This window comes from Kribbella sp. VKM Ac-2568, from assembly GCF_004345365.1.
Classification (GTDB): domain Bacteria; phylum Actinomycetota; class Actinomycetes; order Propionibacteriales; family Kribbellaceae; genus Kribbella; species Kribbella orskensis.
Genome location: NZ_SLVF01000018.1, coordinates 1 through 17,215, shown reverse-complemented (window position 1 = coordinate 17,215; position 17,215 = coordinate 1). Strand labels below are relative to the sequence as shown.

The following is a 17,215-nucleotide window of genomic DNA, read 5'->3' as shown; positions in this document are numbered from 1 at the left end:
GACCTGGTTGCCCCGGCCGGCCGGTATCGCGCATCGTGGTTCCGGTGTCACTCCGGGGCGCGTTCGTGGATCTCGTGCTCGGTGGCACCTGTGCGGGGTGCGAGCATCCCGGCCTGTCCCTTTGCGCCACCTGCCGGAACCTGTTGACCACCGCGACTCCGTACCGCGCGTGGCCCGACCCGGTCCCGGCCGGACTCCCGCCACCGATGGCGACAGCGGAGTACGGCGGGGCGGTGCGCGGGCTGATCCTGGCTCACAAGGAGCACGCCCGGTACTCCCTGGCCGGGCCGCTCGGGGAGGCGCTGGCCCTGGCCGTGCGGGCGACTCTCGGCCCCCGCCGGGCCGCGTGGCTCTGCCCGGTGCCGTCCTCGCCGTCCACCGTCCGGGAGCGCGGCCACGATCCGCTCCGCCGGGTCACCACGGCGGCCGCGAAGCACCTGCGACGGCAGGGATTCGACGTCCGCCCGGCGGACGCGCTGGCCGTCGTACGGCGGCCCGAGGACCAGTCCGGACTGTCCGCTCAGCGGCGTGCGGCCAACCTGGCCGGGGCTTTCGCGGCGCGTTCGCGCTGGGCTGAAAGGCTGACGAATCAGCCGGTCATCGTCGTCGACGACGTGCTGACGACCGGTTCCACGCTCGCCGAGGCGGGCCGTGCGCTGTCCGCCCGCGGAATTCCGGTGCTGGGGTCTGCGGTGGTCGCCGCGACCCGGCTGCGGGCGCCATCCGGTTCATGAGAACTTCCCTACCGGTTTTCGCCGAAGCCGACTAGCGTTGGCCTATGACACCCGCTTGGGCTTGTCGGACAGGGATGTGGGCGAGGACCGGATCAGCCGGAATCCTCACCACGGAGTCCGGCGGGCCGGACAGCGGGTGTTGTCGTTTCGGGCATCCGGCCGAGTGGTACGGGGGTCCGAAGACGTAACAGAGTCGCCGATCGATGGAGGTTTCCGTGGACGTCGTTGTCAAGGGTCATCACTGCGAGGTCAGTGACCGCTTCCGGCAGTACGTCGAGGAAAAACTCGAGCGGATCGAGAAGGTCGATCACCGGGTACTGCGATGCGAGGTAGAAGTCAGCCAGGAGAAGAACCCGCGACAGCACGATCGGGCGATGCGCGTCGAACTCACCATGTACACCAAGGGTCCGGTGGTCCGGGCCGAAGCCTGTGGTGAGACGAAGCAGGCCGCGTTCGACGTGAGTCTCGACCGGTTGCGGGCCCAGGTCCGCAAGGCGGCCGACAGGCGCCGGGTTCACAAGGGTGGCGAGGCACTGGAAGGCCTGCGGCATGTCGCCGCCAAGCAGTCGACCAATGGCAATGCACCGGTGGTGGAGGAGACAACCGCCGAGGAAGAGGTGACGACCCGCACTTTCGGCTCGGTGACGGTGACCGGTGACGGTCCGCTGGTGATGCGCGAGAAGACCCACACCGCCAAGCCGATGTCCCTGGACCAGGCGCTCTACGAGCTGGAACTGGTCGGGCACGACTTCTACCTGTTCGTCGACGCCGACGAGAACCAGCCGAGCGTGGTCTACCGCCGGCGTGGCTACGACTACGGCGTGATCCGGCTGGCCGTCTAGGCACGGCGGACCCGAGTTTCGGGAGGAGCACAGGAAGGGGCCCGGGCGATCCGCCCGGGCCCCTTCCTCCTGTCGCTGCTAGCCGATCTGTGCCTGGAGTTCCGAGGCATAGGTGGCGACCTCGGCGTAGACGCCCGGGTTGCCGGCGTCCGCGCAGCCGATGCCCCACGAGACGACGCCGAAGAGCCGGCCGTTCAGGACCAGCGGGCCACTGAGTCACCCTGGCAGGAGTCCTTGCCGCCGTCCTGGTACCCGGCGCAGATCTCGCCGTTCGCGACGTACCCCTGGCTCGCGTACACGTCGCCGCAGTACGCGTCGCCCAGCACGGGCACGGTCACCTTCTGGAAGGTGTTGGCCGGACCGGTGCCCTCGGTGGCTCCCCAGCCGTACACGACCGAGTCGGCCCCGGCCGCGTCGGCCGCGGTACTGGTCTCCAGGGCCAGCGTCGGTACGCCGGTGAACGGGGTGGCCAGCGTCATCACCGCGACGTCATGGCCCGGCTGCGAGCCGTACGCCGGGTCGACCCAGATGCTGCTGATCGCCGACTCCTGGCCGGTCGAGGTGTCGCTCAGCACGTCGCGGCCCTGGATCGCCGTGTAGGTGCCGGCCGTCTCCTGGGAGCAGTGCGCGGCGGTGACGATCTTGTTCGCCGCCACCAGCGTCCCGCCGCACCACTCGCCGGTCGGGTCGGGGGAACCGCTGTTGGACAGCTGGATGGCCCAGGGGGTGTCCGCGGTGTGCGCGACGTCGCCGCCGACGATCCGGGTGTGCGGACCTCCCGGCATCGGAGCGGCCGACGCGGTGGCGGACACCGCGCCGAGGGACGCCACGGTCAGTGCGCCGGCCGCGAGCACCGCGCGGACGAGCTGAAGTCTTCCGGTCATGCCTCACACTCCAGGGTGATAGGGGCCGCGGGGCGTCGCGGCCTACCTCGGAGACTCTCCCGACCACGCTCTGTAGCGCACCTCTCACTTGCGGTAACACTGGAGTTATGACCGCCCGGCCCGGTCCCCTGGCCCGGCCGGGCGGCCTGCATCAGAGGCCCATCGTCCTGCCGTCGAGGATCTGGCTCTTGGCGGGCGCCTTCGGGGCGGGAACCTTGCCGTAGTCGCTGAAGCGGAACTGGTTCTTGCCGTCGGTCATCCGGACCAGCCGGGCGGTGGTGGCGTCGATCCACAGCGACGCGCCGTCCTCGGTCAGGCCGACGCAGCGGACGCCGTCGACCATCCGCGGGGCGGCCTTGCGGGGAGCGGCGGCGGTGTCGGTGTCGTCCTTACCGAAGACCGTCTTGAAGAACAGCCCGGGGGTGACCAGGTCCACCATCTCCTGGGTGTCCTTGTCGACCTTGGACAGCTTGATCCACTTGTTCTTCAGCAGCCTGAGCATCTGCGCGGTCTCGGCCGCGCTGCTCTTCTCGGTCTTCGCCTGGGCCCGGATCGCGGCCTCGGACAGCTGGAAGTACACGGTCCTGCCGATCGCGCGGACGGAGTACGACGCTCCGGCGACGGTGAAATCGCCCTGGCCGCCGCCCTTGGCCCAGGTGATGTCGAAGGTCATCGGGCCGCCGGGGTCGTCGATGGTGCCGCGCATCCGCAGATTGCTCGCGGCCAGCGAGGCCAGCCGGGTCTTCTTCATGATGGTCCGGACCGGCTGGCTCTCGAGGCCCGCCGCGGGTTTGACGGGAGTGCGGGCGGGGACCTTCGCGGAGGTGGTGGGTGCTGTGTTCTCGACCGCGGTGTCGGCGCTGCTGTCGCAGCCGGTCGCGATGAGTGCCACCAGGGCGGCGGCCGCGGCGGTACGGATCCAGGGGAAGGACATTGCTCGGACTCACTTTCCGGTACGCCGGCGCTCTGGCCGGCGACGACTCGAACCTGACCCCACCGACCCTGAAGCCCCGCACTGCCACCGCGCTGCGGTCCCACTGCCGCCTCACTGCGCCCTGCTCGGCGGATAGACTGCCGCCTCACTGCCGTCGGCCGAGGGGAAGCTCGGCTGGTGCGGATCGGGAGGGTGCTGACCAGTGCAGGGGGCGGTTGACGACTCTGTCCGGTTCGACCTGCTCGGACCGCTGCGAGCCTTTCGCGGGCAGCGCGAGCTGGACCTCGGCCCGGCCAAGCAGCGTGCGGTCCTGGCGATCCTGCTGCTGGCCGCCAACCGGCCGGTCCCGACCAGCCGGATCATCGAAGCGGTCTGGGGCGACGAACCGCCTGAGAACGGCACCAACGTCGTCCAGAAGTACGTCGCGGGTCTGCGCCGGGTGCTGGAGCCGGAGCGAGCCCCCAGAGCCGCCGGCCTCCTGCTGACCCTGACCGAAGCTGGGTACCGGCTCTCCGTTGCCCCCGGCAACACCGACCTGGACCTGTTCACCAGCCACGTCCGTGAGGCACGCCAACTGCGCGGTGCGGGTCGACTGGCGGAAGCCGCCGCCGAGCTCCAGACAGCCCTGTCGCTCTGGCGTGCCGAGCCGCTGGCCGGCCTGACCGGCTCGTACTTCGAGGCCACCCGCGCCCGCCTCACCGATGACCGCGCCGCGGCCGTGGAGGACTGGGCAGAGCTGGAACTCGAGCAAGGCCACCAGCAGAACCTCTTGCCCGAGTTGTCGCGCCTGGTCGCGGAGTTCCCCCTGCGCGAACGGCTGCGCGGCGTACAGATGCTCGCCCTGTACCGCGCCGGTCGCCAAGCCGAAGCTCTGGCCACCTACCGCGAGGCCCGCACGCTCCTAGTGAACGCCCATGGCGTTGAACCCGGCAATGCCCTCCGACACCTCCACCAGCAGATCCTTCAGAACGACCCCACCCTCACCACCCCACAAAGCAGCTCAGCCCCCGCCTCTGCCGCAGAGGCCGCACCTGCCGCGTTCGGGTGGGCCGCGCCGCCGCCACCCCAGCCGGTGCCGCAGTACCGGCCGCCGGAGACCCTCGTACAGACTGGTGAGCCGGAGTCGTTGAGGTGGCAGGACTGGGCGGTGAAGTTCGCTGCGGCCGCGGTCCCGATCATCTCCGTCGGAATGCTGTCGGGTCCGCTGGTGGGCATCCTCGCGATCCGGCGGCGGAGTGTCCGGCTGGGCGCTGCGGCGGTGGGCTACCTGGCCGTCACGTTCGGCGGTGCGCTCCTGATCGATACCTCCAGCGACGAGATCACCAGTGACGCCGACGGGCTCGGGGTGTTCCTCGTGATCGCCTCGGCGCTGGTCTGCGCGGTCCATGTGGCCGTGATCGTGCCCCGGCGGAAGCGGACTCCCGGGCTCGACCCGCGCCGGCAGTACGCGCGTCAGCTGGCCGCGGAGCACCCGCAGATCGCCCGGAAGCTCGGCATCGGCCGCCCCGACCTGCCGAACCAGTTCGAGGACGGCGGGCTGATCGACATCAACGACGCCCCCGAGCCGGTACTGCGGACACTGCCTGGCGTCTCCGCCGAACAGGCCGCGCTGATCGTCGCCGACCGGACTCACCGGGGCCCGTTCCGCTCCTGCGAGGATCTCTCCGCGCGCGGCCTGTTCCCGTCGCCGATCCCGCCCGAGGTGGCCGACGTGCTGCTGATCATCCGGGTCCAGGACACCGTCGACGACGACCGCCGCTGAGCGGAGGGAATCGAGGCCGCGATTTTCTGTCGGTGGCCGACGGCAGAATCGGCTTCGTGGATTCTCAGGTGTTGTCGGTGGCCCAGGCCCGGCGGATCGGACTGGCCGCTCAGGGGTTCAGCGATCCGCGGCCGAAGGGTGTGCCGGACATGCGCGCGCTCAGCCGGGTGCTCGGCCGGATCGGGCTGATCCAGATCGACTCGGTGAACGTGCTGAGCCGCACGCAGTACCTGCCCCTCTACTCCCGCCTCGGGCCGTATCCGCGCGATCTGCTGGATCGCGCGGCCGGGAAGGCGCCGCGCCGCCTGGTGGAGTACTGGGCGCACGAGGCCTCGCTCATCCCGGTGGAGACGCATCCGCTGATGCGGTGGCGGATGGCCCGGGCGACCAGCGAGGCCTGGGGTGGCCCGCGCTCGATCGCGGCCCAGCGCCCCGACCTGGTCAAGCAGGTGCTCGGCGACGTCCGCGACCACGGTCCGCTGACCGCCCGGCAGATCGACGACGACGTCGAGCGCGAGCGGAACAACTGGGGCTGGAACTGGTCCGATGTGAAGCAGGCGCTGGAGTTCCTGTTCTTCGCCGGCGAGATCACCGTCGCCCGGCGCAACCAGCAGTTCGAGCGCTTGTACGACATCCCGGAGCGAGTGCTGCCCAGCGCAGTACTGGCGACGCCGACGCCGACTCTCGAAGAGGCGCACCGCGGCCTCGTCTCGATCGCGGCCAGGGCGCACGGGGTCGCCACCGCGCAGTGCCTGAAGGACTACTTCCGTACCGCGCCCGCTCCGACGGCGCAGGCGATCCGCGAACTGGTCGAGGAGGGGGAGCTGCTCCCGGTCACGATCAAGGGCTGGAAGCGGCAGGCCTACCTGCACCGGGACGCCAGGCTGCCGCGCCGGGTGAATGCCCGCGCCCTGGTCAGCCCGTTCGACTCGCTGGTGTTCGAGCGGACCCGGACCGAGGTGCTGTTCGACTTCCACTACCGGATCGAGATCTACGTTCCCGCCGAGAAGCGCATCCACGGGTACTACGTGCTCCCGTTCCTGCTCGGGGACCGCCTGGTGGGACGGGTGGACCTCAAGGCGGACCGGACGGGGGGTGTCCTGCTGGTCCAGGCCGCGCACTCCGAGCCTGGTGCGCCGCCGGAGACGGTGGAGGAATTGGCGGCCGAGCTGGTCCAACTGGCTGGCTGGCTGGGCCTGGATCAGGTCCGGGTGGCCGGCGGCGGTGACCTCTCGCCTGCTTTGAGTGACGCCCTGCGCGGATTCTGAGGAACTTTCCGGGCCGCTCACTCGTGGTGCGAGCAAGGGTGCGACTTGCTCCGGGCGGTGGGTTGACGCGCTCGGCCCAGTACCATGGGTGGCGCCCGCCAGGCGGGCAGGCCGTGCTGCGTCCGTCACCGGGTATGCACGGTCAGGCACCCGCCGCATTGAAGGCTGCACAGTCAAGGAGTGGACCCCCCACGATGAAGGCGTTCGACAAATTACTGCGGATCGGCGAGGGCAAGATCGTCCGCCGGCTCGAAGGCATCGCGAAGCTGGTCAACTCGATCGAGGACGACTTCGTGACGATGACCGACGAGGAGCTGCGCGGCCAGACGGCCGAGTTCAAGCAGCGGGTCGAGAACGGGGAGTCCCTGGACGCGCTGCTGCCGGAGGCCTTCGCGGTGGTCCGGGAGGCCGCCAAGCGCACCCTGCACCAGCGTCACTACGACGTGCAGATCATGGGTGGCGCGGCGCTGCACCTGGGCAACATCGCCGAGATGAAGACCGGTGAGGGCAAGACCCTGGTCGGCACCCTGCCGACCTACCTGAACGCGCTGTCCGGCAAGGGCGTGCACGTGGTCACCGTGAACGACTACCTGGCCAGGTTCCAGGCCGAGTGGATGGGCCGGGTGTACCACTTCCTCGGCCTCGACTACGGCGTGATCCTGCCGGAGATGTCGCCGGCCGAGCGCCGGGTGGCCTACGCCAAGGACATCACCTACGGCACCAACAACGAGTTCGGCTTCGACTACCTGCGCGACAACATGGCCAACTCGATCGAGGACCTGGTCCAGCGCGAGCACAACTACGCGATCGTGGACGAGGTGGACTCGATCCTGGTCGACGAGGCCCGGACCCCGCTGATCATCTCCGGCCCGGCCGAGGACTCACAGCGCTGGTACGTCGAGATGGCGAACCTGGCCGCCCAGCTGAAGCCGCGGATGGCCGACGACAAGATCGCCGAGGACCAGCGCCCGATCGCCGACTACGAGGTGGACGAGAAGAAGCGCACCGTCGCGATCCTGGAGCGCGGGATCGAGAAGGTCGAGGACCGGCTCGGGATCGACAACCTGTACGAGTCGGCGAACACCCCGCTGATCAGCTACCTGAACAACGCGCTGAAGGCGAAGGACCTGTTCCGCCGCGACAAGGACTACGTGGTCGTCGAGGGCGAGGTGCTGATCGTCGACGAGCACACCGGCCGGACGCTGCACGGCCGCCGCTACAACGAGGGCCTGCACCAGGCGATCGAGGCCAAGGAGAAGGTCGAGATCAAGGAGGAGTACCAGACCCTCGCGACGATCACCCTGCAGAACTACTTCCGGCTCTACGACAAGCTGGCCGGCATGACCGGTACGGCGATGACGGAGGCGGCCGAGTTCTCCAAGATCTACGGCCTCGGCGTCGTCCCGATCCCGACCAACAAGCCGATGGTGCGCGCGGACCAGCGCGACCTGATCTACCGCACCGAGGAAGCCAAGTTCGACGCCGTGGTGGAAGACATCGCCACCCGGCACGAGACCGGGCAGCCGATCCTGGTCGGCACCACCAGCGTGGAGAAGTCCGAGCGGCTGTCCGCCCAGCTCCGCAAGCGCAACATCGCGCACGAGGTGCTGAACGCGAAGCAGCACGCCCGGGAGGCGGCGATCGTCGCCGAGGCCGGCCGCAAGGGCGCGGTCACGGTGGCCACCAACATGGCCGGCCGTGGTACCGACATCATCCTCGGCGGCAACCCCGAGCACCTGGCCGACAAGGACCTGCGGGCCCGCGGCATCGACCCGGTGGAGTCCGCCGAGCAGTACGAGGCGGAGTACCCGAAGGTGCTCGAGCAGTTCGAGCAGCAGGTGAAGGACGAGCAGCGCGAGGTCACCGAGGCGGGTGGGCTGTACGTGCTCGGCACCGAGCGGCACGAGTCCCGCCGGATCGACAACCAGCTGCGCGGTCGTTCCGGCCGTCAGGGTGACCCGGGCGAGTCCCGCTTCTACCTGTCCCTCGAGGACGACCTGATGCGGCTGTTCAAGCGCGAGATGGTCGACTGGGCGATGTCGCGCAACGACGACGACACCGTGCCGCTGGAGAACAAGGTCGTCACCAAGGCGATCGCGTCGGCACAGTCCCAGGTCGAGGCGCAGAACTTCGAGACCCGGAAGAACATCCTCAAGTACGACGACGTGATGAACCGCCAGCGGCACGTCGTGTACGACGAGCGCCGCCGGGTGCTCGAGGGCGCGGACCTGCACGACCAGGTGCAGGACATGCTCGACGAGACCATCACCGGGTACGTCCAGGGCGCGACCGCCGACGGGTTCGCCGAGGACTGGGATCTGGACCAGCTGTTCACCGCGCTGCGGACGCTGTACCAGACCGAGCTGACCGAGGACGAGCTGATCGAGGAGGCCGGCGGCGACCGCTCCGGGCTCACCCAGGACTTCCTGGTCGAGCGGCTGATCACCGACGCCCGCGAGGCGTACGCGCGTCGCGAGGAACTGCTCGGCAGCGACGCGATGCGCGAGCTGGAGCGGCGGGTGCTGCTCAGCGTGCTGGACCGCAAGTGGCGCGAGCACCTGTACGAGATGGACTACCTGCGCGAGGGCATCGGCCTGCGCGCGATGGCGCAGCGCGACCCGCTGGTCGAGTACCAGCGCGAGGGCTACGACATGTTCGCCACCATGATGGAGTCCATCAAGGAGGAGTCGGTCGCCTTCATCTTCAACGTCGAGGTCGACGTCGAGGCGATGCAGGCCGACCTGGCCGCAAAGGCCGAGCTCGCCGAGCTGGAGGAGACCGAGGCCGAGGACATCCTGGTGCCGGGCGCCCCGGTGGCGGAGTTCCCGGGCCGGCAGGCGGTCGAGGACGAGCGTCCGCAGGACGCCCCGCGGCCGCAGGACAGCCCGAAGCTGCGGGCGAAGGGCCTGAGCACCGAGAGCCGTCCGCAGCGGCTGTCGTACTCGGCGCCGACGATCGACGGTGACGAGGAGATCGCGGTGCACAGCGAGGGCGCCGAGGCCGGTGCCCTGGAGTACGCCGGCACCCCGCGCAACGCGGCCTGCCCGTGCGGCTCCGGCAAGAAGTACAAGCGCTGCCACGGCGACCCCCAGTCGGACGTCTACAAGCACTGAGTACCGCGAACAGAGGCCGCCCCGGGTGATCCCGGGGCGGCCTTCGCCGTGTCCGGGCCTACAGCTCGGACCGGAGGGCGGGCCAAATAGTTGCTATGGGCTACGAACGGAGGACCCACGCCTGGTGGTTCAGCCCGGCCGCCGGATACGACACCTCGTCTTACGGGACGCCCACCAGCTCGGAGAGGCTCGGCACTGGCGATCAGGAAAGCGAGCCGCCGTCGCCGTCGTCATTGACTACTGCAAACAAGTGCGCACAAATCCCGGCTGGGCGCGTTACTGCTCATTTCGCGGTGAAGCCTTGACGGGGAGTGTTTAGACCGGTTTAGTGACCATCTAAACCGGTTTAAACACTCAGACCAAGGATGGCGATGAGCAAAGCGCGGCCGACGATCGCCGATGTGGCCACCCGGGCCGGGGTGTCGAAGGGTGCCGTCTCGCTCGCGCTGAACGGTCGTCCCGGCCTGGCGCAGGCGACCGTCGAGCGGATCATCGCGGCCGCGGACGAGCTCCGCTGGCGGCCCAGCAACCGGGCCCGCTCGCTGTCGGTGTCCAAAGCCTTCGCGCTCGGGCTCGTGATCACCCGGGATCCGGGTGTGCTGTCATCGGACCCGTTCTTCCCGGCGTTCATCGCGGGGGTCGAGAGCGTTCTCGGACCGAACGGTCAGGCGCTCGTTCTGCAGGTCGTCACGGCCGGCGAGGACGAGGCGGCCGGGTACCAGCGGCTCGCCCAGGCCGGCCGGGTGGACGGGGTCTTCCTCTCCGACCTGCGTCACGACGATCCCAGGATCGAGCTGCTCGCCTCGCTCGGCATGCCGGCCGTCACCCTGAACCGGCCGGAGGGTTCCTCGCCGTTCCCCGCAGTACTGCTCGACGACCGCCCCGGCACGGTCGAGGTAGTGCAGCACCTGCTCGAGCTCGGCCACCGGCGGATCGCCCACGTGGCCGGCCCACCCGCCTTCGTCCACGCGACCGCGCGGTCGGAGGCGTTCACCTCGGCGCTCGCCGAGGCCGGCCTGGAGCCGGTCGGGATCGAGGGCAGCGACTTCACCGCCGCCGGCGGGATCGAGGCGACCAGACGCCTCCTCGCGCTGCCGGAGCCGCCGACCGCGATCGTCTACGCCAACGACCGGATGGCGATCGCCGGTCTCGGGGCCGCGCAACGGGCCGGGCTCAGGGTGCCCGACGACCTGAGCATCGCGGGCTTCGACGACAGCGAGCTCGCCGAGTTCGTCCATCCCGGCCTGACCACCGTGCGTGCGGATCCCTTCGGCTTCGGCGAGGCCGCCGCGCGCACCCTCAACCAGCTGGTCGACGGCGACGGCGACGTCCCCGACGTCGAGCTGCCGCCCGCTCGCCTTGTCATCCGGCGGTCCACCGCCGCCCCTGCTTCGCACGGAATGTTGGAGGAGTCATGAAGTTTCGCTCGAGAAACCTGATCGCGGCACTGCTGGCCGTCGGCCTGGCCGGTACCGCGGCCGCCTGCGGCGGCAGCGACAGCGGGGGTGACGCGGACGCTGCCACGCAAGCCAGGGGTGCGATCACCGTCTGGCTCTCGAACAACAAGGAAGAAGTGGCCTGGGGCAAGCAGATGGTCGCGGCGTGGAACAGCGCGCACCCGGACCAGAAGGTGACTGCCCAGGAGATCCCGACCGGTAAGAGCTCTGAGGAGGTGATCGGTGCGGCGATCACCGCGGGTAACGCGCCTTGTCTGATCTTCAACACGTCTCCGGCGTCGGTTTCGCAGTTCCAGAAGCAGGGTGGCCTGGTGGCGCTCGACAGCTTCAGCGATGGCAAGCAGTACGTCGAGGACCGTACCGGCAAGACCGCTGAGCAGTACAAGTCGACCGACGGGAAGTACTATCAGCTGCCGTGGAAGGACAACCCGGTGATGATCTTCTACAACAAGAAGGCGTTCGCCAAGGCGGGGATCGACACGGCCAAGCCGCCGTTGGCGACCTACGACGAGTTCCTGGCCACCTCGCGCAAGCTGGTTGCCGCCAAGGCCGCCAAGGCGGCCATCTACCCGGCGCCGAGCAACGAGTTCTACCAGTCCTGGTTCGACTTCTACCCGTTGTTCGCGGCCGAGACCGGCGGCAAGCAGTTGGTCGAGGACGGTAAGTCGCAGTTCGCCTCCGACGAGGGCACGAAGGTCGCGAACTTCTGGCGCACCATGTATGCGGAGAAGCTGGCCCCGCAGGAGAAGTACACCGGTGACGCGTTCGTCGACGGCACCGCCGCGATGGCCGTGGTCGGTCCGTGGGCGATCGCGACGTACAAGGGCAAGGTGGAGTGGGGCGCCGTGCCGGTGCCGACCTCGGCCGGCAAGCCCGCGTCCGAGACCTTCACCTTCAGTGACGCCAAGAACGTGGCGATGTACTCGGCCTGCAAGAACCGCGGCACCGCCTGGGATGTGCTGAAGTTCGCGACCAGCAAGGAGCAGGACGGCATGCTGCTCGAGGGCACCGGTCAGATGCCGCTGCGCAACGACGTGGCCGGCACCTACCCGGAGTACTTCGCGAAGAACCCGGACTACAAGTCGTTCGCCGACCAGGCCGCGCGGACCGTCGAGGTGCCGAACGTGGCGAACTCGATCGAGATCTGGCAGACCTTCCGCGACGCGTACTCCAAGTCCGTGATCTTCGGTCAGCAGGACCCGGGCGCGGCCCTCGACGGCGCTGCCCAGAAGGTCGACCAGCTCGCTGCGCAGTCATGAGCAGTCGGCTCGCCACGGCCCCCTCGCCGACCGGCAGTGCCCGGCCGGCGGGGCGGCGTGGGCTGCTGGGCACGGTGTTGGGTAAGCAGCCGATCGGTTCGGCGTTCGTCGCCCCGTACCTGGTGTTCCTGGCCGCGATCTTCGCCTACCCGCTGGCGTTCGCGGTCTACATGTCCTTCCACGACTACTTCTTCACCGCGCCCGGCGCGATCGTGGACCGGCCGTTCGTGGGGTTCGACAACTACGTGACGGTGCTGTCCGACCCCGCGGTGCGCCGGTCGTTCTTGAACGTCGGCATCTTCTTGGTGATCAACGTGCCGCTGACGGTGATCCTGTCCCTGGTGCTGGCCTATGGGCTGAACAGCGCGATCCGGTGGCGGACGTTCTTCCGGGTCAGCTACTACGTGCCCTACGTCGCGGCGAGCGTCGCGGTGGTCGGGGTCTGGCTGTTCCTGTTCAACGAGAACGGGCTGGTCAACACGGTGCTCGGCCCACTCGCGCCGAGCCCGTCGTGGCTGGTGAACTCGAAACTGGCGATGCCGACGATCGCGATCTACGTGACCTGGAAGCAGCTCGGCTTCTTCATCCTGCTCTACCTGGCCGCGCTGCAGAACGTGTCCAAGGACCTCTACGAGGCCGCGTCGATGGACGGCGCCGGCCGGATCAAGTCCTTCTGGAACGTGACCGTGCCCGGTGTGCGGCCGGCCACCACGCTCGTTGTCCTGCTGGCCACGGTGACCGGCGCCAACCTGTTCACCGAGCCCTACCTGCTCACCGGTGGCGGTGGCCCCAACGGGGCCTCGGCCTCGCCGGTGCTGGTGATGTACCAGAAGGGCATCGAGCAGGGCAACCCCGACATCGGGTCGGCGATCGGAGTCCTGCTGGTGATCGGTGTGCTGCTGCTCGCCCTGATCGAACGTCGCTTCGTCTCGAAGGAGGACCGATGAAGATTCCGTGGCGCTTCATCACCCTGCTGCTCGGGGCGTTCGTCTTCCTGTTCCCCTTCTACTACATGCTGATCGGCAGCCTGCAGGCCGAACCCGACCCCACGGTCAGGGGTGCCTTCCCCGAGCCGGGGAACCTGACCGGCGAAAACTATGTGGAGATCGACAAGGCGATCAGCCTCGGGCAGTCGTTGCTGAACTCCGGGATCTTCACCGGCGGCGTCATCCTCGGCACGATGGTCTTCGGGGTGCTGGCCGGCTACGCGCTGGCCCGGTTGCAGTTCCGCGGCCGGGGTGTGGTGTTCAGCCTGATGCTGCTGGTCCAGGTGGTGCCGTTCCAGTTGCTGACCATCCCGCTGTACGTGATGATCGTGCGTAGCTACGGCCTGGCCGACTCCTACCTCGGCATGATCGCGCCGTTCGCGATCAACTCGGTGGCGGTGTTCATCTTCCGCCAATACTTCCTCCAACTGCCGCAGGAACTGTTCGACGCCGCCCGGATCGACGGCGCCAGCGAGCTGAACACCCTCTGGCGGATCGCCATCCCGTTGGTGCGACCCGCACTGCTGACCGGCGTACTGGTGACCTTCATCGGGCCCTGGAACGAGTTCCTCTGGCCGTTCCTGATCACCAAACAACAAGACCTTCAGCCGTTGGCTGTGTCCCTGTCCAACTACCTCACCACCGTGTCGGCGCGAGCCGCGAACCCGTTCGGTGCGGTACTGGCCGGTGCCTGTGTGCTGGCCGCTCCCGCGGTCGCTCTGTTCATCGCCTTCCAGCGCCAATTCATCTCCTCCAGCCTCGAGTCCGGGGTCAAGGGCTGATTCCGCCTAGAACCCCTTCGTTTTCTGTTGTGAAAGGTCTTTCGCTGTGACTGTTCCCTATACCCTGACGCGCCTCGGTGTCGTGATGACGCCGGAGCCGGGCAACGACCTCGAGTCCGAGGGCGTGCTGAACCCGGCCTCCGGCCACACCCCCGACGGCGCCCTGTACCTGCTGCCGCGACTCGTTGCTCCTGGCAACGTATCCCGCGTCGGCCTGGCCGCCGTCGAGCTCACCGACGGCGTACCGACCGGCGTGACCCGCGAGGGCATCGTGCTCGCCCCCGACGAGGGCTGGGAGCGCGGCCTGAACAACGCCGGCGTCGAGGATCCCCGGGTGACCTGGATCCCGTCGCTGGGCAAACACGTGATGACGTACGTCGCCTACGGGCCGCTCGGGCCGAAGCCCGCGCTCGCCGTGTCGGACGACCTGCGCACCTGGACCCGGCTGGGCCCGCTGCACTTCGAGTACCAGCCGGACCTGGACACCGATCTGAACCTGTTCCCGAACAAGGACACCGTGTTCTTCCCCGAGCCGGTCCCCGGGCCGGACGGCGAACCGGCCTACGCGATGCTGCACCGGCCGATGTGGGACCTGGGCTGGTTCCGCGAGGGCGAAGGCATCCACCTGCCGGCCGGGATCAAGGACGACCGCCCGGGGATCTGGGTATCGTTCGTGCCCGTGTCCGAGGTCGAACGCGGCATCGAGAACCTGGTGCACCTGCGCCACCACCGGCTGGTGGCGATGTCGGAGCACCCGTTCGAGGAACTCAAGATCGGCGCCGGGCCGGCACCGCTGCGGGTGCCCGAGGGCTGGCTGGTGATCCACCACGGGGTGACGGGGGACCAGCCCAAGGGCTTCGACCCCACCACCCAGAGGGTCAGCTACTCAGCCGGCGCGCTGCTGCTCGACCCTACGGACGTCACCAAGGTGCTGGACCGGACCGCTGAGCCGATCCTCGTGCCGGAAACCGAAGAAGAACGAATCGGGACCGTCGGGAACGTCGTGTTCCCGACAGCTATCGAGGAGGTCGACGGCGTGCACTACGTCTTCTACGGAATGGCCGACGCCAAGATCGGCGTCGCTCGCTTGGACCGGCTGCAATGATCGCCTCTCGCCGGACGGTCCTCGGTGGCGCGCTGGCTGTCGCCGCCTCGACTGGTGTCACGCTGCCTGCTTCAGCTTCGGCTTCTGCGGGTGCTGCTTCGGCTTTGACGAATCTGGCGCACATCGACTTTCTGGGTGCCGAGGTCTCACCGCCTGCCCAGGCAGGGCACTCGACGTACGGGTCGGGTCCGATCGGTGTGTTGTGGACGTACGCCGACCGCCGGGCTGACGGGTCCTACGCCCGGGTCGGTGGTGGTGCGTACGACCCGGCCACGAACACCTGGGGTCAGGGTGCGTTCAACGCGGACGACATCGCCCGGGCTGCTGTGGTCTATCTGCGGCACTACAAGCTCCGTGGCGACCGGCACAGCCGGGACACGGCGTACGGGTTGCTGCGTGGGTTGACGTATCTGCAGACGGCTACAGGCCAGTTCGCCGGCAACGTAGTGCTCTGGATGCAGCCGGACGGCACGTTGAACCCCAGCGCCGAGCCGGTCGAACTCCCGGACCCGTCGGACTCCGGACCGGCGTACTGGCTGGCTCGGACTGTCTGGGCGCTCGGGGAGGGCTATGCGGTCTTCCGGACGGTTGATCCGGGGTTTGCTGCCTTCCTGCGTGCTCGGCTCGAGTTGGCGATCGCTGCGTTGGAGCGGCAGGTTCTGGTGCGCTACGGCGACTGGAACATCGTCGACGGTCGCCGCGTGCCGGCTTGGCTCATCGTGAACGGTGCAGACGCCACGTCTGAAGCTGTGCTGGGATTGGCGGCCTACGTGCGAGCAGGTGGGTCTGCCCGCGCTCGACGGGCCTTGACGCAGTTCGCCGAGGGCGTGGCTGCCATGGGCGCAGGGGACAGCAATACGTGGCCGTTCCGTGCGCTGCTTCCTTGGGGCGAGTCGATCTCGGTCTGGCACGCGTGGGGCGCCCAGATGCCGTCGGCCCTCGCCGCTGCTTCCTCCGTACTGCGCTCGTCGCGGCTGCTGGAGCCTGCCATCGGGGACACCGCCGGGTTCACCCCACTGCTCATGACTGCAGGTGGTCCCGACAACGGCTGGCTCCCGGCACCGATCGACCGCACCCAGATCGCGTACGGCGTGGACGCCCGGCTGCAGGGTCTCCTGGCCGTCGCAGCTGCAGGTGAACGTCCCGGTCTGCGGCAGGTGGCTGCCTTCGTCGCAGCCTGGTACTTCGGCGCCAACCGCGCAGGGGAGGCCACCTACGATCCGGCGACTGGTCGTACTTTCGACGGCATCTCCGGCGACGGCGTCATCAACCGCAACTCCGGCGCCGAGTCCACCATCCACGGGCTTCTCTCGATGCTGGCCCTCGACCGTTCGCCGGAGCTGGCTCGACTGGCCCGGGCTCTTGGCGCGGGCCCGCGGGCGACGTCTGGCCTCCAGGTGGTCGAAGCCGAGTCCGCCACCCTCTCCGGTGGAGCCGCGGTGGTCACGCCGCCGTCCGCCTGGACTGGGGAATCCCAATGGAGCAACGGGTCTTACGTCGCTCTGCCGGCCGGCGGTCGCCTCTCGTTGACGGTTGCGGCGTCCGACCAGGCTCGGTTGGTCGCTCCGATCGTCGATCTGGTCGCTGATCGTCAGGCTGGCCGCACGCAGTGGTCCTCGGCCCGGTCCTTGGGCTCGATCGACCACGGCGCCGGTGGTCCTCAAGGGATCTCGGCTGCTCCGGGTGCTCTGCTGCCCGTCACGCTGTCGGGGTCGCTCCCCAGCGGTGCCACTCAGCTCAACGCTGTGTCGAGCGGTGGGCCTAACCGTGTCGATGCAGTGCTTCTGCTGCCGCTGATCTCCACGCTGCGTCTGGCCACGGCAACTCTGCTGGCCAGCGTCGATTCCCATCCTCGAACCCACCAGGTCGAGGTGGGCACCGCCAACCGGCACGTCGTTTCCACCTACGACCGCAATGGCAAGCTCCGCTCCCGCACCACGACGCATGCTTCAACCGTCAAGGCTCCTGTCTTGCCCGGCGGCTTCACCGTCATCATCTAGACGCATTTTCCGCAGTTTGATGTGTCTACTGCTCGTCGTGTTCTGGCCAGGGGAGTTCGATGGCGAGTAGGTCGAGGATGCGGCGTTGG

Annotated in this window: 14 protein-coding genes; 11 read left to right on the top strand and 3 right to left on the bottom strand. The window is 68.7% G+C overall.

Annotated features, from left to right (window positions below; genetic code table 11):
- The first annotated feature begins 44 nt into the window (after window positions 1-44).
- Both EV648_RS37590 and hpf read left to right on the top strand, forming a co-directional pair.
- Complete coding sequence (locus EV648_RS37590) at window positions 45-734, top strand: ComF family protein (RefSeq protein WP_241996004.1); 690 nt, start codon at window positions 45-47, stop codon at window positions 732-734.
- Window positions 735-949: 215 nt separating this feature from the next.
- A complete protein-coding gene (hpf, locus tag EV648_RS37585) occupies window positions 950-1,576 on the top strand; it encodes a ribosome hibernation-promoting factor, HPF/YfiA family (protein WP_199235042.1) in 627 nt (208 codons plus the stop codon).
- Between the two features lie 78 nt (window positions 1,577-1,654).
- Here the strand turns inward: hpf and EV648_RS44850 are convergent, their stop codons facing one another.
- The 3 genes from EV648_RS44850 to EV648_RS37575 all read right to left on the bottom strand — a co-directional run bounded on the left by EV648_RS44850 (window position 1,655) and on the right by EV648_RS37575 (window position 3,394).
- On the bottom strand, window positions 1,655-1,738 hold the full coding sequence (locus EV648_RS44850) for a hypothetical protein (RefSeq protein WP_255512891.1): 84 nt from the start codon (window positions 1,736-1,738) through the stop codon (window positions 1,655-1,657).
- 32 nt (window positions 1,739-1,770) lie between these two features.
- Complete coding sequence (locus EV648_RS37580) at window positions 1,771-2,460, bottom strand: trypsin-like serine protease (protein WP_255512887.1); 690 nt, start codon at window positions 2,458-2,460, stop codon at window positions 1,771-1,773.
- A 151-nt stretch (window positions 2,461-2,611) separates the two neighbouring features.
- A complete protein-coding gene (locus tag EV648_RS37575; RefSeq protein WP_132300453.1) occupies window positions 2,612-3,394 on the bottom strand; it encodes a hypothetical protein in 783 nt (260 codons plus the stop codon).
- Window positions 3,395-3,596: 202 nt separating this feature from the next.
- Here EV648_RS37575 and EV648_RS37570 point away from each other — a divergent pair, with 202 nt between their 5' ends.
- The 9 genes from EV648_RS37570 to EV648_RS37530 all read left to right on the top strand — a co-directional run bounded on the left by EV648_RS37570 (window position 3,597) and on the right by EV648_RS37530 (window position 17,126).
- Complete coding sequence (locus tag EV648_RS37570) at window positions 3,597-5,156, top strand: BTAD domain-containing putative transcriptional regulator (RefSeq protein WP_132300451.1); 1,560 nt, start codon at window positions 3,597-3,599, stop codon at window positions 5,154-5,156.
- A gap of 56 nt (window positions 5,157-5,212) precedes the next feature.
- Window positions 5,213-6,424, top strand: a complete 1,212-nt coding sequence (locus EV648_RS37565) for a winged helix-turn-helix domain-containing protein (RefSeq protein ID WP_132300449.1) — start codon at window positions 5,213-5,215, stop codon at window positions 6,422-6,424.
- 194 nt (window positions 6,425-6,618) lie between these two features.
- Window positions 6,619-9,537 (top strand): preprotein translocase subunit SecA, encoded by a 2,919-nt coding sequence (gene secA / locus EV648_RS37560; protein ID WP_132300447.1) that lies wholly within the window; start codon window positions 6,619-6,621, stop codon window positions 9,535-9,537.
- Window positions 9,538-9,908: 371 nt separating this feature from the next.
- Complete coding sequence (locus tag EV648_RS37555) at window positions 9,909-10,955, top strand: LacI family DNA-binding transcriptional regulator (RefSeq protein ID WP_132300445.1); 1,047 nt, start codon at window positions 9,909-9,911, stop codon at window positions 10,953-10,955.
- Window positions 10,952-12,253, top strand: coding sequence for an extracellular solute-binding protein (locus EV648_RS37550; protein WP_132300443.1), 1,302 nt, complete (start codon window positions 10,952-10,954; stop codon window positions 12,251-12,253). Before EV648_RS37555 ends, EV648_RS37550 begins: the two co-directional genes overlap by 4 nt.
- Window positions 12,250-13,200 carry a carbohydrate ABC transporter permease gene (locus tag EV648_RS37545; RefSeq protein ID WP_132300441.1) on the top strand — a complete coding sequence of 317 codons (951 nt, stop codon included), beginning with the start codon at window positions 12,250-12,252 and terminating at the stop codon, window positions 13,198-13,200. The genes EV648_RS37550 and EV648_RS37545 overlap by 4 nt, the downstream gene beginning before the upstream one ends.
- On the top strand, window positions 13,197-14,021 hold the full coding sequence (locus tag EV648_RS37540; RefSeq protein ID WP_132300439.1) for a carbohydrate ABC transporter permease: 825 nt from the start codon (window positions 13,197-13,199) through the stop codon (window positions 14,019-14,021). Before EV648_RS37545 ends, EV648_RS37540 begins: the two co-directional genes overlap by 4 nt.
- Window positions 14,022-14,067: 46 nt before the next feature.
- Entirely contained in the window at window positions 14,068-15,126 is a 1,059-nt protein-coding gene (locus EV648_RS37535; protein WP_241996003.1) for a glycosidase, read from the top strand.
- Window positions 15,123-17,126, top strand: a complete 2,004-nt coding sequence (locus EV648_RS37530; RefSeq protein WP_132300437.1) for a hypothetical protein — start codon at window positions 15,123-15,125, stop codon at window positions 17,124-17,126. Before EV648_RS37535 ends, EV648_RS37530 begins: the two co-directional genes overlap by 4 nt.
- The last annotated feature ends 89 nt before the right edge of the window (window positions 17,127-17,215 follow it).